Raw genomic sequence first — 18,945 nt, 5'->3', positions numbered from 1 at the left:
CCCGAAGCATGCCACCCCCCACCGACACCCCCACCCCCTACCGGGTGCTCGCTCGCCGAGTCGTGGATATGGGCTGCCTGGGACAACCGATTCCCACGACTCGCCGAGTGCGGCCGGAACCGTTCTCCACGACTCGGCAACAACCCGACCTGCGGATCAGCCGAAGGGTTGGCGGTTGTGGAGTTCCTCGGGATAGCCGTTGCCGGAGGACGCCGCCTCGTGACTTGCCGGTCCGTGGGTCGGTGGGTGGGTTTGATGCGCGGACGGGCTGGTGGGGTGAGTGGGCCGGGCCGTTTCGTACGCCGGTGCGTGGCTGGGTGGGGCAGTTTCCTGCGCCGGCGCCTGGGTGGATGAGTCGGGTTCGTGGGCAAGTGGAGGTGGGGTGTTGGAGAGGTTGTCGCGGACTGCGGCCAGGAGGCGGTGTTCTACGGCTTCCAGTTCGGTGATGCGGGTGCGGATTTCGTGTTCCTCGGCGCGGGCCTCGGACAGGAGCTGGTCGGCCTCGGCCTGGGCCGTTCCCCGGAGGTGGTCGGCTTCGGCGCGCGCGGTGCCGCGGAGGTGGTCGGCTTCGGTGCGGGCGGTTTCGCGGAGGTGATCGGCGGTGCGTTGGCTGGCGCTGAGGACGCTGAGTTCGTACCGGCGGAGTTCGTCGACCAGTTCGCCTGCGGGACGGTGGGCGTCGAGGATCGCCGCGGCCGGCTGCGGGATCGCGTCCGGGAGGGTGCCCTCGAGGTCGGCGATCTGTTGGTCCACGCGGGTGAACAGGTCCGCGACGTCGGTCCGCATCTGCCGGATCGTGTTCGCGGCGGCCTGAACCCGTTCGCTGGCCTCCCGCTCGCGTTCACGCGCCGTACGCTCCGCCGAGGTAATCACATCAAGCGCAACCACCGCAGCCCGCTCAGCCGGATCGTCCACCGTCTCCCGGTACGCCGGACCACGCAAGCCACCCGCACCGTCAGCAACCCCACCACCCGCGCCATCCCCGCCCACGCCGTCACCCGCGACACCACCAACTGCGCCCGCACCAGTCGCACCGTTGCCCGCTCCGCCGACACCAGTCGCGCCGGCCACGCCTTCGCTCGCGCCATCGCCTGTGCCTTCGGTTGAGGTGCGTATGGCGACGGTTTGGCGGAGGGGGACTTCGCGGATGAACAGGACCGCGAGGAAGCTCACCGCAGCAGCCCCCGCCGCGATCACGAAGATTCGGCCGGTTGCGTCGCCGTACGCGTGCCGCACGATCTCCTGGACCGGCCCCGGCAGCGAGTTCACGTCCAGCAAACTCCCCGACCCGCCCTGCGCCGCAGCCGCGGCTCCAGGACCGAGCTCACGCAGATGCTCGGTAATCAAATCAGTAACCCGCGTAGCCAGGATCGCCCCCAGCACCGACACACCAACCGCACCACCCAGGCTCCGGAAGAACGTGACTGACGCGCTAGCGGCCCCGACCTCGCTGACGTCCACGGTGTTCTGCACCGCGAGCACCAGGTTCTGCATCGTCATGCCCATCCCGATGCCCATGGCAAGCATCCCGAGGCCGACATACCAGTACGGCGACGTGTGGTCGATCGTCCCGAGCAGCCCGAGCCCCGCGGTCAGGAACAACGCGCCGATCACCAGGTACCGCTTCCACTTCCCGAACCGGGTGATCAACTGCCCCGACCCGACCGATCCGAAGAACGACCCGAGCATCATCGGGATAGTCAGCAACCCGGCCTCGGTCGCGCTGTACCCGCGGGCGACCTGGAAGTACTGCCCCAGGAACACCGCGCTCCCGAACATCCCCATCCCGACCGCCACGCTCGCGAGGATCGCCAGCGCCGTCGTACGTTCCCGGACGACGCGCATCGGCACGAGCGGCTCGGTCGCGTGCGTCTCGACCACCACGGCCAGGATCGCGAGTACCGCCGTACCGCCGAGATAGGCACCGGTCTGCCACGACCACCACGGGAAGTGCTCGCCCGCGAACGAGACCCAGATCAGCGGCAGGCTGGCCGCGCCCGCGATCAGCAGCGCGCCGAGGTAGTCCATCTTGACCTTGCGCTTCACCACCGGCAGGTGCAGGAACCGCTGCAGGACGATCAACGACAGTACGGCGAGCGGCACGCACACGTAGAAGCACCAGCGCCACCCGAGCCACGAGGTGTCGACGATGACCCCGCCGACCAGCGGACCGCTGACGGTCGCGAGCGCCATCACGGCACCCATGTAGCCCGAGTACCGACCGCGCGACCGGGGTGGGATCGCGGCCCCGATGATCGCTTGCGCGAGCGCCATCAGCCCGCCCATCGCGATCCCCTGCACGACCCGCGCACCGATCAGGAACGGCACATTCTGCGAGGCGCCGGCCAGCACGGAGCCGGTCACGAACATGATGATCGCGAGCTGCACGAGCAGCTTCTTGCTCATCAGGTCGGACAGCTTGCCCCAGACCGGCGTGGACACGGTCATCGCGAGCAGGCTGGCGGTGACCACCCACGTGTACTGCGTCTGGGTCCCTTCGAGGTCCGCGATGATCGTCGGCAGCGCGTTGCTGACGATCGTCGAGCTCAGGACCGCGGTGAACAGCGCGGCGAGCAGCCCGGCGAGGATCTCCAGGATCTCGCGGTGCGAGAGCTCCGGGTCGCCGGCAGCTGAGCCGGCAGGTGGGCCGGCAGGTGGGCCGGCAGGTGGGCCGGCAGGTGGGCCGGCCGACGGCGGCGCGGGCGGGGCGGGGTCGTCGTCGGCGTACCGCGAGCGGTACCGGGTCGGTGTGGAGCCGGCGGCAGGTGTGGCCGGCGAGGCCTTGGTGGCAGACATCAGCTTCCGTTTCGTACTGCGGGAACGCGACGACCGGAGCAGCGGGGTGTGCTGCTCCGAGGCGGAAGCGGCCGGCGATGCCCTCACCCGACCTGACTATTTGGTTGCAACTACCAACTTTAATCCCGCGCTGTCAGCGACCGTTCACCGGGAGCCATCAAACGCCTGATCGGCGCATTATGAGACGGACCCTCCTCGGAACGCGATTTCCCACGTACGATCCGGTGCTTGTTGAGTAATCAACACCCGGCCTCCGGCGGAGCTGTCAGGGCCCGCCGGAGGTCCTCATGCAAATGCGGCCACCAGTACGTCGACGCACTCGGCGGTCGGCCCCGGTCCGACGACCAACTGCCCCGGTGCGCTCAGCGGCGACGCGAACGGCCCCATCCAGAGCGCACCCTCGGCGGCCTCACACGCCGTGCCGTAGACGACTGTCCAGGCAGGCGATCCGGTCGCCATCTCGACGATCGCGGCCTCGAGATCGTCCGCCGGCCGGCCCATCTTCGGCTCGAAACCAGCGGCCCGACAGGCGGCGGTCAGCTCATCCCGCAACCACTGGTCGGACGGCAGCCGGAGCGGCAGGTCCGCGAGGTCGATCAGTTTGACGCCGTCGTCGCGACGGTACGACGCCGGCACCAGCACAGACAGCGGATCGCGCCAGAGCTCGATCACCCGCAGGTCGGCGGCAACCACCTCACCGCGGACGAACGCGAAGTCCAGCTCGCCGGCCCGCAACGCCGCGAGATATTCGGCAGTAGAGCCCGAAGTGAGTCTGAGGTCGAGATCCGGCGTCTGCGCTCGCAACGCAGCAAGCCCACGCTCCAACCGGTCCCGGAGCCCCGGCGCCGTGCCGATCCGCAGTACGCCGGAACGCCCGGAAGCAAGCTCCGCGGCGACCTCACCGGCCCGATCCGCAGCGGACAGGACTGCGCGCGCCTCGCGCAGCATCCGCTCCCCGTCGCCGGTCAGCCGGACGTGCCGCGAGGACCGGTCGAGGAGCTGCAGACCGAGTTCGCGTTCGAGCCGGGCGACCTGCTGGCTGACGGCCGGTTGCACGATGTTCAGCCGCTCGGCCGCGCGACCGAAGTGCAGTTCCTCGGCCACGGTCACGAAGTACCGCAGTTGCCGCAGCTCCATCGGACACCTCCGGCGATCACGATCCCTTATCGCTGCACAGCGTAACTGCGTCTGGGTCGGCGGCCTCCGGACCCGTTGACTGGTGGACATGAGGATCGGACTGTGGATCGACGAAGAAGGCCAGACCATCGACGAGATCGGCGCCGCCGCGAAGGCCGCCGAAGACGCCGGCATCGACCGGATCTGGTTCAGTCAGCGGCTCGGCTGGGACGCGCTGACGCTGATCGCGGGCGTCGCGCCGTACACCTCGACCATCGAGTACGCCGTCGGCGTCGTGCCCGTGTACCCGCGGCATCCGCTGGCGCTCGCTGCGCAGGCCCTCAGCGTTCAGGTACTGACCGGCAACCGGTTGACGCTCGGGGTCGGCTCGAGCCATCCGCACATGGTCGAGGGCATGCTCGGCCTGTCGATGGACCGCCCGGCGGCGTACGTCCGCGAATACGTCGAGGCGCTCGGCCCACTGCTCGCTGGTGAGCCCACCGACTACGTGGGCGAACGGCTGACCGCCCGCGGGCAGGTCGCCATCGCCGGCGCCGAGACGCCCGAACTCATCCTGGCCGCGCTCGGTCCGCGGATGCTGAAGACGGCCGGCGAACTGACCGCCGGTACAACGACCAGCTGGGCGGGTCCCGAGGTGATCGAGAACTTCATCCGCCCCACGATCGACCGCGCCGCAACCGCAGCCGGACGGCCCGAGCCACAGGTGATCGCGGGCGTCTGCGTCGCGGTCACGGACAACCCGGACACGACGCGGCGCTGGATCCACGACCAGTTCGGAGCAGCCGGCGACATGCCGGCGTACCGCGCCGTCCTGGACCGCGGCGGCAAAGCAGGCCCGGAGGACACCGCAGTCCTCGGCGACGAGGAAACGGTGGCGAAGGAACTCCAGCGATTCGCCGACGCCGGCACGACAGAGTTCCTGATCTGCCCAGTCGGAACAGCCGCAGAGCAAGCCCGCACAATCCAATTCGCCCACAACTACGTCTGACCACCACCCACACGACCACCCACACGACCACCCGCACCACCGCCCGCACCACCGCCCGCCCGCACGCACCACCGCCCGCACCACCGCCCGCCCGCACGCACCACCGCCCGCACCACCGCCCGCCCGCACCACCCGCCCGCCCGCACCACCGCACCCCGCTTGCGCCGCCCGGTCCGTCCCACCGGCCTCGACCGGGGCGACGAGCCCCCGCACACGAGGGGATATCCGGCGGTGTTGTGGCTTCTCCGTTGGTACTAGAGGGGAGAACCCACAACACCAGGGGATATCCGTTCTCCTGTCGGACGGGTGGGTGGGTGTGGTGCCGGCTGGCGGGTTATGTGTCCGATGGCGGGAAACAGCAGGCCAGCGGCGACATAACCCGCTAGTGGTCATCTGCAGGCGGGCTGGCACGAGGCTGACCGGCCGGGGGAGCCCGCTGGGTGGTCGGGTTGGTGGCGGCATGGCAGTGAGCTGTGGACGGAAACCGAGCGGCTGGGTGCTGGTGGCGGTGGGATGGGCACGCTCGACAGGTAGTGCACCGGTGGGACGGTGTACGCGCGGGTGCGTTCGCGCTCAGGTGCACTACCTGTTCACTCGACACATCCTGTCGAGCTGCAGATCGTGCCAAGCTGCCTGTTCATGCCTCAGGTGATGTCGAACATCTCGCCGTAGCGCCGACGTAGCTGTATGGAGCTTCAGGATGTGGTGCAGCGGCGGGTCGACGAGCTGGTGGAGAGGGAGCTCGGGCTGCAGGTCGCGGTGTATCGGCACGGCGAGCTCGTCGTGGACGCGGTGGCCGGCGACGGCGTGACTTCGGAGACGCTGTACTTCGCCGCCTCCACTGGCAAGGGTGCGTCCGCGACGGTCGCCAACGTGCTGGTGGATCGGGGCGTACTCGACTACGACCGGCCGATCGTCGAGGTCTGGCCCGAGTTCGGCGCGCGCGGGAAGGAAAGGGCGACGCTGCGGCACGTGCTGACGCATTCCGTCGGCCTGCCTGCGCTACCGCCCGGCACAACCCGGAAAACGCTCCCCGAACAAGCAGAGCGCCTGGCCGCGGCGAAGCCCTGGTGGGAACCGGGCACGAAGATGACGTACCACGCGGAGACCTTCGGCCTGCTCGTCGGGGAGATCGTCCGGCGCGCGACGGGCCGGACGATCTCCGATGTACTGCGGGACATCGTGACCCCGCTCGGCCTGCAGGAAAACGTATTCTTCGCGCTGCCTGTGGATCAGCGGCATCGGCTCGCCGAACTCGTGGAGCCTGAGGGCGCCGAGGAGACGTTCGCGACGCTGGCCGGAATGTTCGAGCAGGTCGTACCGCGGGCGATGCAGCCGCGGGCCGCCGTACTGAACCGGCCTGAGCAGCTCGCGATCGAGGATCCGTCGAGCGGAATCCTCAATGCTCGTGGAATCGCCAAGCTGTACGCCGGATTGATCGGCGAGGTGGACGGGGTCCGGCTGGTCCGGCCGGAAGCGGTCCCGGTGATCACCGGACCGGCGCTGGTCGCACAGGACGAACTGCTCGGCAACCCGGCGACGATGGCGCTCGGCTACGCGATCGGCCGGCTGGGGTCGACCGCGGCGGAGAGCCCGGCGTCGTTCGGATGGCCGGGCATGGGTGGGAGCGTGGCCTGGGCGGACACGCGGTCAGGGGTCACGTTCGCGCTGACCAGGACGCTGTACGACCCGACCGGGTCAGGGTCGGCGGTCGAGATCGGTAACCTGGTTGCGAAAACTCTTTGCTGAAAAGCCTTACCTGTAAGGGGATTCAGCTTCGGGACTCGCGCACGGAACTCTGGTCGATCCAGACGAGATGGCCGTGGTGACTGACGAGAACCTCGTCGGTCCCGGCCGTCCCGGTCCGGCGACCCAGCTCCTGGCCCGCGATCCAGCGTCCGCCGATGCGGATCTGGACGGCGATCGGCCGCGCCGTCGAAGAGGCTACGGACATGGGCACCTGCTTAGGGACAGGGGCGGATGATGGAGGAAGTTTGTGGGGCCGGTTTCCCAACCAGTCGCAAGCGTACAACCGCGACATGACAGACCGTTAGCGGTAACTAAAATTCGTCAGGGAGCCCGATGTCCAAGCCGATCTTCGTCGTTCAACTACACGATGCGCGGCGGCTGCATTACGACGTGCGGCTCGAGGTGGACGGGGTGTTGAAGTCGTGGGCGGTTCCGCGCGGGCCGTCGCTGGATCCGATCGTGAAGCGGCTCGCGGTGTTCACGTCGGACCACGATCTCGAGTACGCGTCGTACGAAGGTGTGCACCGCGATGCGCAGTACGGCAGTGGCGCGGTGATCGTGTGGGACGCCGGCGTCTACACGAACCTCACCCGCGACGACCGGCGGCAGCTGGTCGACCCGGCCGAGGCGATCGAGCGCGGGCACTTGAAGGTGCAACTGCACGGCGTGAAGCTGAACGGGGCCTGGGCCTTCACCCGCACCGGCGGCGACTGGCTGCTGGTCAAGGTGAAGGACGCGGACGCCGATCCGAGTCTGGACCTGACCGTCGCGGAGCCCCGCTCGGTCCTGAGCGGCCTCACCATCGAGGAGATGGCCGCGTCCTGATCACCAGCCGTCGATGTGCAGCACGTCGTCGAGCGGCTGCCGGGGCGCCGGCTTGAAGTTCGTGCCGATCGAGTACGCCGTCGGGATCAGTACCGTCTGCCGGATGTCCTCGGGCAGGCCGAGCAGCTCGGACACCTCCTGCTCGTAGGTCAGGTGGAGCGTCGTCCACGCCGTACCGAGGCCGCGCGCACGCGCCGCGAGCATGTAGCTCCACGCCGACGGCAGGATCGAGCCCCACAGCCCGGACTGGTTCCCAGCCGGCAGGTTTCGCGCCTGCAGACAGGGGATGACCAGCACCGGCACCTCCCCCATCCGCTCACCCAGGTAGGCGACGCTGTCACCGACTCGGCGCTGCACCGGACCACGCTCGGGGTCGTCGGCGTGGAGCTTTCCGGCCGCACCCGGGCCGGCCAGGTACGACTCGACAGCGCGCCGGTAGTACTCACCCACCGCAGCGCGCTTCGAAGCGTCTGTGATCACCAGCCAGTGCCACGTCTGCCGGTTGCTCCCCGACGGGCCCTGCAACGCGATCTCGATGCACTCCCGGATCAGCTCCATCGGCACCCGCCGCTCGAGGTCGAGCCGCTTGCGGACGGTACGAGTCGTTGTCAGCAACTCGTCGGGGTTCAGGTCGAGTGTGTAGGTCACACGGAGCAGTGTGTCAGCAGACGTAGGTGCTGTTCGGGTGGACCTTCTCGCAGTACCGGACGTGCAGGTGGTTGTCGTGGGCCGGCCAGTTCTGCGTCAGGCCCTCGCTGATCAGGGTCGGGTCGTTGAACCAGATGTACTTCACGTGCCCCGGTGCTGCGGCACGAACAGCCTGGATGAGCTGACGAGTAGCAGCCCGGTCGTACGTCGAGGACTCCCAAGTGATCCGGCCCGCGGTGCACTGGGCGTTGTCGGTACGGATCGGCCAGATGTCGATGTCCATCCCGTTATCGTGGCTGGCGTGGCCCGGGGTGTCACCACCGTGCTCGAACCCCGCGTCGCCGTACGGGACCTTGCCCTGACCAGTGCTCGCAAAGGAGCGTGCTGCGGCTTCCAGCTGCGCTATGGGTGCAGCAGCAGCCCAGTTGGCCGCCGTACCGTTGCCGTCCGGGTCCTGGTCGCACAGGTTCGCGCTGAAGTCCGGGTAGTCGTAGTGCCAGGCCAGGTTGCGCCAGGTGATCGGACCGACGACGCCGTCCGCGCCGATCCCCGCGTGCGACTGGAAGGACACGACCGCGTCGCGTACCGCCGTACTGAAGACACCGTCGACCGGGAGGCTCAGGCGGCGCTTGGCGTTCAGCTCGACCTGCAGCGCCTTCACAGCGGCGTTGCTGTCACCGGAACGGACGGTCGGCGCCAACGCGCCCCAGGTCTGCGGTCCGACAATCCCGTCGACGCCCAGACCCTTGGCGGCCTGAAACGCCTTCGCAGCGGTCACGGTGGTTGCGCCGAACATCCCGTCCGCTTCGACGGACTGTCCGGCGTCCTCCGGGGCGGGTGAGGTAACTAACTAACGCACATACGCCACCATCGGGCATTCGCTACCACGGGACAAGAGGATGTGAGATAGTTCTGAAGCAGACTATCTGTTAGTGGAAGGATTTGGCGATGGCTCTGAACCTGTCGGCCGACGACGTGCTGTCCACGACGCGCGCCGTCCGGAAGCGGCTCGACTTCGATCGGCCGGTCCCGCGCACCCTGATCGAGGAGTGCGTCGACCTCGCCACCCAGGCGCCGACCGGGCGGAACCGGCAGCGCTGGCACTTCCTCGTCGTCACCGAGGACGCGCAGCGCCGGGCCGTCGCGAGCATTTTCCGGCGGGCCCTCGCGCAGGCGCCGGGGCAGCCGTTGACCACGGACGACGTACGGCGGATGAACCATCACGCTCGTTCTACCGAGCGGGTGTTCGACAGCCTGCGCTACCTGGCCGACAACATCCATCGGGTGCCCGCGTTCGTGATCCCGGCCGTCGAGGGACGGACCGACCGGGCCTCCACGACCGAGCAGTCCGGAACCTGGGGCTCGATCCTGCCGGCCGTCTGGAGCTTCATGCTCGCGGCCCGCGAACGTGGCCTCGGCACGGTCTGGACCACCGCGCAGGGTCCGCTCGAACGTGAGCTCGCGGGAGTCCTCCGCGTTCCCTACGACCAGGTCATGCTGGCGGCGTTCATTCCGCTGGCGTTCACGATCGGGACCGACTTCCGGCCGGCCAAGCGGGTCCCGCGCGAGCAGGTGCTGCACTGGGACCGGTGGTAGGTCACTCGAACGGGGTTGGGTCTCCGGAGCCGACGCGGACGACCTCGGGGACGTCCTCGGAGAAGTCGATGACGGTGGTCGGGTCGGTGCCGGCCTCGCCCTCGATAACCGCGTCGATCTGGTTGTCGAGCTCTTCCTTGATCTCCCAGCCCTGCGTCATCGGCTCCTCTTGGCCGGGCAGCAGCAGCGTGCTGGAGACCAGCGGCTCGCCCAGCTCGGCGACCAGCGCCTGAGTGACCACGTGGTCCGGAATGCGCACACCGACGGTCTTCTTCTTCGGGTGCAGGAGCCGCCGCGGCACCTCCTTGGTGGCCGGCAGGATGAACGTGTAGCTGCCCGGCGTGGCCGCCTTGATCGAGCGGAAGACCGCGTTGCTGATGTGCACGAACTGACCCAGCTGCGCGAAGTTCTCGCACACCAACGTGAAGTGGTGCCGGTCGTCCAGGTGCCGGATCGTGCGGATCCGGTCGATTCCGTCCCGGTTGCCCAGCTGGCAGCCGAGCGCGTAGCACGAGTCGGTCGGGTACGCGATCAGCCCGTCCTCACGCAGCAGGTCCACCACCTGCCCGATCGACCGCCGCTGAGGGTTCTCGGGATGGATGTCGAAATACCTGGCCATGACGGCCGAGCCTACTTGGCCAGGCCGATGGGCAGCGCGGTCACCACCAAGTTGTCCTCGTAGCCGCCGCGTGAGGCGTCGTACGCGCCCGTGCAGGTGATCAGCACGAGCCGGTGGTCGGTGGTCTGGTCGAACGCGCCGCTCTTCGTCGCAAGCGCGTCCTTCCGGACCGACACGACCGAGACGACCCGGTACGACGCCGTATGCCCGGACCCGTTCAGTACGACGACCTCACCGCGCCGTACGCCGAGCAACCGGGCGAAGAACCCGAGCCCCTCGGTCTTCGTGTCGACGTGCCCGGCCAGCACCACCGAACCGAACGGATCGCCGGCCTCGGCGCCACCGTCCCACCAGCCGACCCGCTGCGCCTTGGCCGGCACCTGGAGCTGACCCGAGACGGTAGTTGCCGGAAGCACCGATGCGCTCGCTCTGCCGGGCAGCACGACCTGTTCCGGAACGAAACGGACGCGTTGGCTCGGCGCCGGCGTACCGACCCGTCCCGGAGGTGCGGACACCGGCGCGGTCGGCTCGACCGCTGACGGCGTACCGCTGAACTTGAAACTGACCGTGGCCGTGGGAGTAGGCGCCGCGCCGTCCGCCTCGGCCGAGCAGCCGGCCAAGGCGAGACAGCACAGTGCCGTACCTATAAGTCGCCGGTTCAGCGACGGACCACCTTCCGGCCGGTGACGACCGCGACCCCCAGCGCGGCGAGGAATACCACGATCCAGAGACCGGACTGGCCGGCGGGGCTCTGCGCCTGGTCGAGCCCCGCCGCCTGTCCGCCGGTTCCGGTGTTCACCACACCCGGCTTGGCCGACCCGGTGGCCGGAACCTTGATCGTGCCGAGCGCGACGGTCATCGTGCTCTGACTCGGCGCGCCGATCGCGAACACCCGGGTCAGGTATCCGGCCTGCACCGGCAGATCCAGCGGACCGAGCACGACCGGCGTCGTCGCACCGGTCGGCACGATCTCGACCTTGTAGGTGGCCGCCGGAACAACCACGTCCAGGGATTCACCGTTCGCGACGTTCTGGAAAAGCACCTTTCCGTTCACCCGGATGTCGGCCGGACCGACCGCCGCGTCGTGCGCGACCCGCAATGCGCCTTTGTCCTTCGCCACCGAGGTGAGTTTGTTGGCGTACGTCGTGATCAGCGGGCCTCCGGTCGGCGACACCGGCTGATGAATGACGACGTCAAGACTCGTACCGGAACCCGCCGTCACCGCGCGCTGGATCACCACCTTGCCGTCCTGCCGGGCAGTGATCATGCGCTTGCCGGCCGCTACCCCGAACGGCCCGACCACCTTCCCACCGGCTACTCCGCTGGCGACCTGATGGCCGTCGACGCTGATGTCCAGCGTGCGTCCGGGCAGGCCCTGGACGAAGTACAGGTTGGCGCCCGCGGCCGCCTCGGCGGGCACCGTGAGTAGTGCCGGAGCAGCCGCGATCAGCACTGCGAGTAACAGCGGAAGGACCCGTCGAATTACCGGACCATGAATTCTCGAAACATTCTTGTCTACCGCCCGGGATTGCCCGGACACGCTCCGTCTCCGCATTTTGTCTCCCCCTCGGAGTTCACGGAAAATCGTGAAACAAACGCCCGACCCCTCGAATTCGGGCGTATCGTATGCGGAAGTTCTACCTGGTCGCCAGGGGTTGCGAATCTTCTTTGCGGCCAGGTCCGTTTTTTGGGGGAGCGGTGAGTCGTGTCAGGACGTGGGCGTCCCGGGTTCCTCCCGGCCAGAACATCGGGGGTGGAGGAGTCGCGGCGTACCACGACCCGATATCTGGCGGCGGTCGCGCTGGCGCTGGGGTACAGCGCGACCGTCGCCTGCTCGGACGGGTCTGTTGCTCCCGCTGCGCCGAGCCCGGGCATCAGCGCGTCCCTTCCGTCCGCGCGGACCCCCACCCCGCAGGCGACGATCACACCGAGCACCGAGGGACCCAAGCCGGGGATCAGGCTCACTGCGGTACCGCGCGCGGACGGCTCGTTCGACATCATCGAGAACGTGCGATTGCCCACTGCCACGGACATCCTGCCGTTGCAACTGCCGGCGCCCGGTGAGCACCTGCCCGGAATCATGGCGCGGACGACGCCACACGTGACGAATCTGAAGGTGCTCGCCGACGACCAATCCGTGCCGCTCGAAACCACCACGATGACCGCCGCCGACAACGTTCCGTTGACCATCCGGGCCACCAGGATCCAGCTGACGTACCGGCTGTCCGGCTCGACGGTGCGCGCCACGCCATTGCCATCACCCTCGACCCGGGCCGCCGCCGTCATCCGTCCGTTGACCGCGAGCGCCGAGAGCGCCCTGCCGACCGACATCACAGTCACCAGCGGACTACTGAACGCGGTCTGCCCGTTGCTGGACGAGCCCCGGTGCGCTGTCGGCGATCCGCCCAACCTCACGGTCCGGCCCGCCATCCCGGCAGGCAAAGCCCTCGTCGTACTGCAGCTGAATCTGCCACGCTGACCCCATGAGTGATGAGCGGATCGCGCTGGGTACGGCGCGCGGCCGGTGGGTGCTGGCTGCGACCGCGCTGGGATCGGGTATGGCGTTCCTGGACGGAACCGTCGTCAACGTCGCACTGCCGGCGATGGGCGAGGACCTGAACGCCGACATGGCCGGTCTGCAGTGGATCGTGAACGGCTACATGCTGATGCTGGCGTCGCTGGTGCTGCTCAGCGGTTCGCTCGGCGACCGGCTCGGACGACGGCGGACGTTCGTCGCCGGAGTGATCTGGTTCGCCGCGGCCTCCGTCATCTGCGCGATCGCACCGAACCTCGAGGTGATGATCGCGGGTCGCGTCCTGCAGGGCATCGGCGGTGCACTGCTGACCCCGGGCAGCCTGGCCATCCTGCAGACGACGTTCCAGCACTCCGATCGCGGCAAGGCGGTCGGCACCTGGTCCGGTCTCACCTCGGTCGCCGCGGCCGTCGGCCCGTTCGTCGGCGGCAGCCTGGTCGACAGCGGATCGTGGCAGCTGATCTTCCTGCTCAACGTGCCGCTCGCTGTGGCGACCGTTCTGGTCACGCTCCGGCACGTGCCGGAGACCCGCGACGAGGAGGCCGCCGGCAAGCTCGACATCAACGGCGCGGTCCTCGCGACCGTCGGACTCGCCGGCATCACGTACGGCCTGATCAGCGCCGGCGACCACGGTTTCGGCGACGCGATCGTGCTGACCAGCCTGGTGATCGGGGTCGTCGCCTTCGCCGGGTTCATCGAGGTCGAACGGCGCAGCTCGCACCCGATGCTGCCGATGAGCATCTTCGCCAACCGCCGCTTCACCGGCGCGAACCTGGTGACCGTTGTCGTGTACGGCGCCCTCGGTACGGCGACGTTCCTGGTCGTGGTCTACCTACAGACCGCGCTGCACTACTCAGCGCTCTGGGCCGGCGCCGCACTGCTCCCGATGACCGTACTGATGCTCGGCCTGTCCGGGTACGCCGGTGGCCTCGCGGACCGGATCGGCCCGCGCATCCCGATGACCGTCGGGCCGCTCCTGATGGCCGGCGGGTTCCTGTTGATGCTGCGGATCAACACCGGCACCAGCTACTACACCGCCGTACTGCCCGCCGTCGTTCTGCTCGGGCTCGGTCTGGTTGCGACCGTGGCGCCGCTGACCGCGACGGTGCTGTCGTCTGTCGAGGACCACCACGCGGGCATCGCGTCCGGGGTGAACAACGCGGTCGCCCGGTCGGCGCAGCTGATGGCGGTCGCGGCGATCCCGATGGCGGCCGGCATCACCGGCGACGCGTACCGCGATCCCGTTGCCTTCCACAACGGGTTCGGGAAGGCGTTGTGGATCTCCGCGGTCCTCGCGGCAGCCGGCGCCGTGATCGCGTGGGTCACCCTCGGCGATCGCGGCGTACCGCACAGGCGCCACGTCGTGCACCACCACCCGCACTGCGCGCTCGAGGCCCCGCCGTACGCCGACAGCCGCACACCGAGCTGATTTGTCGACTTATCTTTTGAGGTAGTGGGCGCGGCTGCGCGGGTCCAGGCGTTCGATGGCGTAGCGGAGCATGGTGCGCGGCATCCGGGTCGCGTACCGGTCCAGGAAGGCGCGCAGTTCGTCCTCGGAAACCCGTTTTCCGGCTTCCCGCAACATCCAGCCGGAGGCCTTGTGGACAAGGTCCTCCGGGTCGTCGAGGACCTCGGCGGCCAGCTTGTACGTGTCCGCGGTCTGCCCCTGGCCGATCAGGTACTGCATGGCGACCAGCGCGATCCGTCGTACCCAGAGCTCGTTGGAGCGGATCAGCGTGTAGAGGGGATCGCGCGGCTTGTCGAGCAGGTACCCGCCGACGATCTGGGGAGCGCTGCAGTCCACCAGATCCCAGTTGTTGATGTACGCCGTACTGCGCGTGTACAGCTCGTAGATCGCAGTGAGCTCGTGCGCGTTCGCCGTACGCGGCTTGAGGCTGCGGGACGCGCGTTCGGCCAGCAGGCAGAGGATTGCCAGCCGATGCTCGTGCACCGGGCTGGTCAGGGCCTGCTCCAGTTCCGGCAGCGGGAGCCCGGCGCGCAGGTACGGCTTGAGGATGCCGCGGATCGTCGAGAGCTTCACGCCGATCATCCGGTCGCCGTGACCGTATCCGCCGGGCTGCAGCTGGAAGTAGCGCGCGAGCACCTCCGCGACCGCAGGATCCGCGGCCGCGTCAATTTCGCCGATCAGCTCCTCCGTGCTCACAGCAGCATCCCGCCCATGCCGCCCTGTCTACCACCATGCTGGTTCCTTCGTTTGCTTGACTTTTGGCAGCGCTTACAGCCCGGAGGTCACGCTCCGGGGTCATCCGCGGCAGACCCGTTGTTATGCCTGCGCGTTCAGGCATACGGTGATGGCAGGGCAGTTCCACTCCGCCAGGACCTACGCGTTCGTGGCGCTACCCGGGGAGAGATCGGCGTGACCAGCCACCCAGAACCGCGTGACGGCGAGATGATCAGGACCACCTTCGACGCGGTCACCGAGGAGCTGGAACCCGGCGTACTACTCGTCCGGATGTCCGGCGAGATCGACATCGCAAGCACCGACTTCGCCACCGAGGCGATCCGCGCCGCGGTAGCGCCACCGGCACGACTGGTGCTGATCGATGTGTCCGCCGTCACGTTCTGCAGCTCCGCCGGCCTCGGCAACCTCGTCGAGGCCCGCAACCTGGCCGGGCAGCACAACATCACGCTCGCGCTGGTCGGCGTCGGCCGCCCGGTCGACCGCCCGCTCAGCGTCACCGGTCTCGGCGGTCAGTTCCGCATCTTCAGCACGGTCGCGGAGGCACTCGCCCAGCTCTGAGATCGCCTTGGTCGGCGGATACGGTAGCTTTCGGTGTCTCCGACGAAGGAAAGTCATGGGTGAGCTAGCCAAGATCGTGGTCGTCGTACCGACCTACAACGAGCGGGACAACCTGCCCGTGCTGGCCGGGCTGCTGTCCGACCTGAACCTGCCCGGCCTGGAGCTTCTCGTCGTCGACGACAACTCCCCCGACGGCACGGGCGACGTCGCCGACGAACTGGCGAAGGAGTCGCCGGAGAAGGTCGGCGTACTGCACCGGACCGCGAAGGACGGCCTCGGCCGCGCGTACGTCGCCGGAATCAGCCGCGCGCTCGACGAAGGCGCCGACATCGTCATCCAGATGGACGCCGACCTGTCGCACCCGGCCTCGGTCGTCCCGACCATGGTCGAGACGCTGCGGACCACGGACGCCGGCGTCGTGATCGGCTCCCGGTACGTGCCGGGCGGCTCGGCCGCGGCCGAATGGGGCTGGCACCGGCGGGCGCTGTCCGCGTTCGCGAACTTCTACGTGAACGCGATCCTGCGGCTGCACGTGAAGGACGCCACCGCCGGGTTCAAGGCATGGAAGGCCGACACCCTGCGCTGGATCGACGTAGCGTCGATCGAGAGCAACGGGTACTCCTTCCAGGTCGAGATGAACTACCGCACGGTCAAGCGCGGCCTGAAGATCGCCGAGGTCCCGATCCACTTCGAGGAACGCACCGAAGGCGTCTCCAAGATGTCGCTCAAGGTGCAACTCGAGTCAGCCATGATGCCCTGGAAACTCCTCTTCGGCCGCTCCTAGATCGACCGCGCCGCGGTGGCGATCATCTGCCGGACCTCGGGACGCACCGCGCCGAGGTCCTGCACGTACGCCGCCCAGCAGACACTGATGCTGACGTCATTGGTCTCCGGTGCACCCCGGAGCCGCACACACTCGCCGGCCAGCGAGTACGTCACGTCGTCCTGACGACGGCGGCCGGTTGCCGGGCCGGGAGTGGTTGGTCCGGGGGTTGCCGCTTCGGGAGGTGCTGCTCGGACTGGATCGGGGATCAGCTGGCCACCGAGCATGAAGACGCCGAGCACCAGGACGGCGAGACCGGCGGTCAGGAGAGCGACCGCACGACCGCCCGCCGGTTCCTGCCGCGACATCAGATCGAACGAGCGACGGACGCGAGCATCCGGGCGCCGTCCTTGAAGACCGACTTCTGCGCGTCCTTCCGGGCCGCGACGCACAGCGTCACCGTCACGTTGTGGATCGACTCGACGCCGGTCATCGTCGTACACCTGGCGACGAGTGAAAACACAGCACCGTCCGGCGCGGTGTACCGGCCCGAGTACGTCATCTCGGCCTGGGCGCCGATGTTCGAGTTCGCCGGGCTGACGGTCCTTACGGGGCCAAGCTTGGCGGCCTTCAGGTGGTCGGCCTTGATCAGCGCTCGCGCAACAGTCGCGACGGCGGTCCGCGGAGCGATCCCGGCCGGGCTCACCACGACCATGGCAGCGCCCGCTTTGGTCGTGGCGCCGAGCGTTACTGAGTACGTCGTCGCGCGGCTCTTCTTCCAGCCCGCAGCCGGCTCGACGTACACGTCGTCGTACACCTGGATGCCCTTGTCGACGTCCTTCAGGGTCCGGCGCCGTTCGGCGGGCGTGGGCTTGGGCGTGTACGACGGGGCCGGCGTGGTGGACGGGGTCGCCGACGGGTCCTCGGTGGACGGGCTGGCGGTCGGCGTCGCCACCCCGTCGGTGAAGGTGGCCGTGGGGATCGGGGCTCCAGCGTCGGCGGTGTCGTCACCGCGGGTCGTCAGGAGGACCACTGCGCCTGCAACGAGCGCCACGACCACACCGACGGCCCCAACCAGCAACCAGGGCCCTTTCGAGCGCCCGCCAGTCGGCTGATGGCTGCCTGGGCCCGGGCCGTACGGCGGCGGCTGGTGGCCATGCGGTGATTGGCCGGCGTACTGCAGCGGCTGGGTGCCGTACTGCGGTGACTGGCCGCCGTACTGCGGTGACTGGTTGCCGTACTGCGGTGACTGGCCGGGGTACTGCGGTGACTGGCCGGGGTACTGCGGTGACTGGCCGGGCTGCGGCGGCTCGTTGCCGTACTGGGACGGCGGGCCGGCGTGCTGCGGTGGCTGACCGGACTGCGGTGGTTGACCCTGGTGCGGTGGCTGGCCGTGGTGCGGTGGCTGGCCGTACTGCGGCAGCGGGCGGGTGTGCTCCGGCTGGGCGCCGTACGGCTGTGGCGGCGTGCCAGGCGGTGGCGGCGGGGCGCCGTACGGGCCGGTCGGGCGGCGGTCGGGGTTCCAGGCAGGCGGTTGCTGATCGCTCACGGCGAAGGCCTCACTAGATCGTTCAAAAGACTGGGCGATCCGGTCCCCGAAACCGGCCGCCCGAGGCTACCCCACCAAGCCGCGATCGGCCTACGGTCAGCCGTATCCGAGTTCGTGCAGCCGGGCGTCGTCGATGCCGAAGTGGTGCGCGATCTCGTGCACCACCGTGATGTTCACCTCATCGACGACGTCGTCGACGGTCTCGCAGATCGCGAGCGTGGGGCCGCGATAGATCGTGATTCGGTCCGGCAGTACGCCGCCGTAGTCGTGCCCGCGCTCGGTCAACGGAATGCCCTCGTAGATCCCCAGCAGGTCCGGATCGCTCGCCGGCGGCTCGTCCTCGACGAACACCGCCACGTTGTCGATCAGCGCCGCCAACTCCTCCGGTACCTCGTCCAGAGCCTGCGCCACCAGCCCCTCGAAGTCGCCCCGACTCATCTCGATCACCCGGCCAGTATCTCGTTTTGGAAGCTGGCGCGGTCTCCTCTATGCTTACGGCTGTCCCTGGAGCTTCGGCTCCCGCGGGTCCGAGTCCCCATCGTCTAGTGGCCTAGGACGCTGCCCTTTCAAGGCGGTAACGCGGGTTCGAATCCCGTTGGGGATACGGCCGAAAGGCCGGTGCAAGAAGTACCTCGAAGATGCTGTAGGATCGTCGAGTCATTTGGCCCAGTGGCGCAGTTGGTTAGCGTGCCGCCCTGTCACGGCGGAGGTCGCGGGTTCGAGTCCCGTCTGGGTCGCAGGAGAAGGCGGCGGTGTCCACAACACCGCCGCCGAACTTTCTCCCCGGTCAGGTAGCTCAGCTGGTAGAGCGTCCGCCTGAAAAGCGGAAGGTCGGCGGTTCGAGACCGCCCCTGACCACACTTCTCACCTGCGGTTTCTCAATCTGAGAACCGCCGATCCTCCCGCTAGTACCGCAACAGGTACCGCAACGCCTATCCGGCAACCATCTCCTCAAGCTGTTCCAGCGCCTTCCGCTGGTCC

The 18,945-nt window shown here is 68.5% G+C and carries 20 protein-coding genes, 3 tRNA genes and 1 pseudogene; 11 read left to right on the top strand and 13 right to left on the bottom strand.

The features are described from left to right. Nucleotides 1–156: 156 nt before the first annotated feature. Together ACWF0M_RS13585 and ACWF0M_RS13580 are read right to left on the bottom strand one after the other, a co-directional pair. The gene (locus ACWF0M_RS13585) at nt 157–2,796 is read right to left on the bottom strand and encodes an MFS transporter (protein WP_452235944.1); all 2,640 of its coding nucleotides are present in this window, start codon (nt 2,794–2,796) and stop codon (nt 157–159) included. Nucleotides 2,797–3,081: 285 nt separating this feature from the next. Then, nucleotides 3,082–3,933, bottom strand: a complete 852-nt coding sequence (locus tag ACWF0M_RS13580) for a LysR family transcriptional regulator (RefSeq protein WP_452235943.1) — start codon at nt 3,931–3,933, stop codon at nt 3,082–3,084. Between the two features lie 88 nt (nt 3,934–4,021). Here ACWF0M_RS13580 and ACWF0M_RS13575 point away from each other — a divergent pair, with 88 nt between their 5' ends. After that, nucleotides 4,022–4,921, top strand: coding sequence for a TIGR03564 family F420-dependent LLM class oxidoreductase (locus ACWF0M_RS13575; RefSeq protein WP_452235942.1), 900 nt, complete (start codon nt 4,022–4,024; stop codon nt 4,919–4,921). Nucleotides 4,922–5,608: 687 nt separating this feature from the next. Beyond that, nucleotides 5,609–6,670, top strand: coding sequence for a serine hydrolase domain-containing protein (locus tag ACWF0M_RS13570; RefSeq protein WP_452235941.1), 1,062 nt, complete (start codon nt 5,609–5,611; stop codon nt 6,668–6,670). A gap of 22 nt (nt 6,671–6,692) precedes the next feature. On the opposite strand, the gene ACWF0M_RS13565 is transcribed toward ACWF0M_RS13570, so the two are convergent. After that, nucleotides 6,693–6,875 carry a hypothetical protein gene (locus ACWF0M_RS13565; RefSeq protein ID WP_452235940.1) on the bottom strand — a complete coding sequence of 61 codons (183 nt, stop codon included), beginning with the start codon at nt 6,873–6,875 and terminating at the stop codon, nt 6,693–6,695. Between the two features lie 128 nt (nt 6,876–7,003). Here ACWF0M_RS13565 and ACWF0M_RS13560 point away from each other — a divergent pair, with 128 nt between their 5' ends. Then, the gene (locus ACWF0M_RS13560) at nt 7,004–7,495 is read left to right on the top strand and encodes a DNA polymerase ligase N-terminal domain-containing protein (protein WP_452235939.1); all 492 of its coding nucleotides are present in this window, start codon (nt 7,004–7,006) and stop codon (nt 7,493–7,495) included. Here the strand turns inward: ACWF0M_RS13560 and ACWF0M_RS13555 are convergent, their stop codons facing one another. The 3 genes and pseudogenes from ACWF0M_RS13555 to ACWF0M_RS13545 all read right to left on the bottom strand — a co-directional run. After that, entirely contained in the window at nt 7,496–8,143 is a 648-nt protein-coding gene (locus tag ACWF0M_RS13555; RefSeq protein WP_452235938.1) for a nitroreductase family protein, read from the bottom strand. It lies immediately after the preceding gene. A 13-nt stretch (nt 8,144–8,156) separates the two neighbouring features. Continuing rightward, entirely contained in the window at nt 8,157–8,804 is a 648-nt protein-coding gene (locus tag ACWF0M_RS13550) for a penicillin-insensitive murein endopeptidase (protein WP_452236099.1), read from the bottom strand. A 48-nt stretch (nt 8,805–8,852) separates the two neighbouring features. Further along, nucleotides 8,853–8,945 (bottom strand): annotated as a pseudogene (locus tag ACWF0M_RS13545) (peptidoglycan-binding domain-containing protein); the annotation flags it as partial. Nucleotides 8,946–9,091: 146 nt separating this feature from the next. On the opposite strand from ACWF0M_RS13545, the gene ACWF0M_RS13540 reads away from it, so the two are divergent. Then, the gene (locus ACWF0M_RS13540) at nt 9,092–9,739 is read left to right on the top strand and encodes a nitroreductase family protein (RefSeq protein WP_452235937.1); all 648 of its coding nucleotides are present in this window, start codon (nt 9,092–9,094) and stop codon (nt 9,737–9,739) included. A gap of 1 nt (nt 9,740) precedes the next feature. Here the strand turns inward: ACWF0M_RS13540 and ACWF0M_RS13535 are convergent, their stop codons facing one another. From ACWF0M_RS13535 to ACWF0M_RS13525, 3 genes are read right to left on the bottom strand one after another with little or no spacing between them, the layout of a single operon-like run. Then, on the bottom strand, nt 9,741–10,358 hold the full coding sequence (locus tag ACWF0M_RS13535) for an L-threonylcarbamoyladenylate synthase (protein WP_452235936.1): 618 nt from the start codon (nt 10,356–10,358) through the stop codon (nt 9,741–9,743). A gap of 11 nt (nt 10,359–10,369) precedes the next feature. Further along, the gene (locus tag ACWF0M_RS13530) at nt 10,370–10,978 is read right to left on the bottom strand and encodes a class F sortase (protein ID WP_452235935.1); all 609 of its coding nucleotides are present in this window, start codon (nt 10,976–10,978) and stop codon (nt 10,370–10,372) included. 38 nt (nt 10,979–11,016) lie between these two features. Continuing rightward, nucleotides 11,017–11,811: a DUF4397 domain-containing protein gene (locus tag ACWF0M_RS13525; protein ID WP_452235934.1), complete on the bottom strand. Its 795-nt coding sequence runs from the start codon at nt 11,809–11,811 to the stop codon at nt 11,017–11,019. A 252-nt stretch (nt 11,812–12,063) separates the two neighbouring features. Between ACWF0M_RS13525 and ACWF0M_RS13520 the strand changes: the two genes are divergently transcribed. After that, nucleotides 12,064–12,837, top strand: a complete 774-nt coding sequence (locus ACWF0M_RS13520) for a hypothetical protein (protein WP_452235933.1) — start codon at nt 12,064–12,066, stop codon at nt 12,835–12,837. 4 nt (nt 12,838–12,841) lie between these two features. Then, the gene (locus ACWF0M_RS13515; protein WP_452235932.1) at nt 12,842–14,320 is read left to right on the top strand and encodes a DHA2 family efflux MFS transporter permease subunit; all 1,479 of its coding nucleotides are present in this window, start codon (nt 12,842–12,844) and stop codon (nt 14,318–14,320) included. A 9-nt stretch (nt 14,321–14,329) separates the two neighbouring features. Here the strand turns inward: ACWF0M_RS13515 and ACWF0M_RS13510 are convergent, their stop codons facing one another. Continuing rightward, nucleotides 14,330–15,055 (bottom strand): DNA alkylation repair protein, encoded by a 726-nt coding sequence (locus ACWF0M_RS13510; RefSeq protein ID WP_452235931.1) that lies wholly within the window; start codon nt 15,053–15,055, stop codon nt 14,330–14,332. Nucleotides 15,056–15,268: 213 nt separating this feature from the next. Between ACWF0M_RS13510 and ACWF0M_RS13505 the strand changes: the two genes are divergently transcribed. Together ACWF0M_RS13505 and ACWF0M_RS13500 are read left to right on the top strand one after the other, a co-directional pair. Further along, the gene (locus tag ACWF0M_RS13505; RefSeq protein WP_452235930.1) at nt 15,269–15,652 is read left to right on the top strand and encodes an STAS domain-containing protein; all 384 of its coding nucleotides are present in this window, start codon (nt 15,269–15,271) and stop codon (nt 15,650–15,652) included. A 55-nt stretch (nt 15,653–15,707) separates the two neighbouring features. Then, entirely contained in the window at nt 15,708–16,436 is a 729-nt protein-coding gene (locus ACWF0M_RS13500; protein ID WP_452235929.1) for a polyprenol monophosphomannose synthase, read from the top strand. On the opposite strand, the gene ACWF0M_RS13495 is transcribed toward ACWF0M_RS13500, so the two are convergent. The 3 genes from ACWF0M_RS13495 to ACWF0M_RS13485 form a co-directional block, all read right to left on the bottom strand. Continuing rightward, nucleotides 16,433–16,783 carry a hypothetical protein gene (locus tag ACWF0M_RS13495; protein WP_452235928.1) on the bottom strand — a complete coding sequence of 117 codons (351 nt, stop codon included), beginning with the start codon at nt 16,781–16,783 and terminating at the stop codon, nt 16,433–16,435. The genes ACWF0M_RS13500 and ACWF0M_RS13495 overlap by 4 nt on opposite strands. After that, on the bottom strand, nt 16,783–17,964 hold the full coding sequence (locus ACWF0M_RS13490) for a hypothetical protein (RefSeq protein ID WP_452235927.1): 1,182 nt from the start codon (nt 17,962–17,964) through the stop codon (nt 16,783–16,785). Before ACWF0M_RS13490 ends, ACWF0M_RS13495 begins: the two co-directional genes overlap by 1 nt. 96 nt (nt 17,965–18,060) lie before the next feature. Continuing rightward, entirely contained in the window at nt 18,061–18,411 is a 351-nt protein-coding gene (locus tag ACWF0M_RS13485) for a metallopeptidase family protein (protein WP_452235926.1), read from the bottom strand. Between the two features lie 84 nt (nt 18,412–18,495). Here ACWF0M_RS13485 and ACWF0M_RS13480 point away from each other — a divergent pair. From ACWF0M_RS13480 to ACWF0M_RS13470, 3 genes are all read left to right on the top strand, one after another. Continuing rightward, nucleotides 18,496–18,568 (top strand) — tRNA-Glu (locus ACWF0M_RS13480). A gap of 59 nt (nt 18,569–18,627) precedes the next feature. Next, nucleotides 18,628–18,701: transfer RNA gene (locus tag ACWF0M_RS13475), tRNA-Asp, on the top strand. Nucleotides 18,702–18,749: 48 nt separating this feature from the next. Further along, a tRNA-Phe gene (locus tag ACWF0M_RS13470) sits at nt 18,750–18,822 on the top strand. Nucleotides 18,823–18,945: the final 123 nt, after the last annotated feature.

It is taken from the genome of Kribbella sp. NPDC055110 (genome assembly GCF_053607525.1).
This window is presented reverse-complemented; position numbering and strand designations above follow the sequence as displayed.

What these genes read in the sequence shown, in the direction of transcription:
- ACWF0M_RS13585 (WP_452235944.1), bottom strand. Translation starts at nt 2,796, where the DNA reads ATGTCTGCCACCAAGGCCTCGCCGGCCACACCTGCCGCCGGCTCCACA.
- ACWF0M_RS13580 (WP_452235943.1), bottom strand. Translation starts at nt 3,933, where the DNA reads ATGGAGCTGCGGCAACTGCGGTACTTCGTGACCGTGGCCGAGGAACTG.
- ACWF0M_RS13575 (WP_452235942.1), top strand. Translation starts at nt 4,022, where the DNA reads ATGAGGATCGGACTGTGGATCGACGAAGAAGGCCAGACCATCGACGAG.
- ACWF0M_RS13570 (WP_452235941.1), top strand. Translation starts at nt 5,609, where the DNA reads ATGGAGCTTCAGGATGTGGTGCAGCGGCGGGTCGACGAGCTGGTGGAG.
- ACWF0M_RS13565 (WP_452235940.1), bottom strand. Translation starts at nt 6,875, where the DNA reads ATGTCCGTAGCCTCTTCGACGGCGCGGCCGATCGCCGTCCAGATCCGC.
- ACWF0M_RS13560 (WP_452235939.1), top strand. Translation starts at nt 7,004, where the DNA reads ATGTCCAAGCCGATCTTCGTCGTTCAACTACACGATGCGCGGCGGCTG.
- ACWF0M_RS13540 (WP_452235937.1), top strand. Translation starts at nt 9,092, where the DNA reads ATGGCTCTGAACCTGTCGGCCGACGACGTGCTGTCCACGACGCGCGCC.
- ACWF0M_RS13535 (WP_452235936.1), bottom strand. Translation starts at nt 10,358, where the DNA reads ATGGCCAGGTATTTCGACATCCATCCCGAGAACCCTCAGCGGCGGTCG.
- ACWF0M_RS13515 (WP_452235932.1), top strand. Translation starts at nt 12,842, where the DNA reads ATGAGTGATGAGCGGATCGCGCTGGGTACGGCGCGCGGCCGGTGGGTG.
- ACWF0M_RS13500 (WP_452235929.1), top strand. Translation starts at nt 15,708, where the DNA reads ATGGGTGAGCTAGCCAAGATCGTGGTCGTCGTACCGACCTACAACGAG.
- ACWF0M_RS13495 (WP_452235928.1), bottom strand. Translation starts at nt 16,783, where the DNA reads ATGTCGCGGCAGGAACCGGCGGGCGGTCGTGCGGTCGCTCTCCTGACC.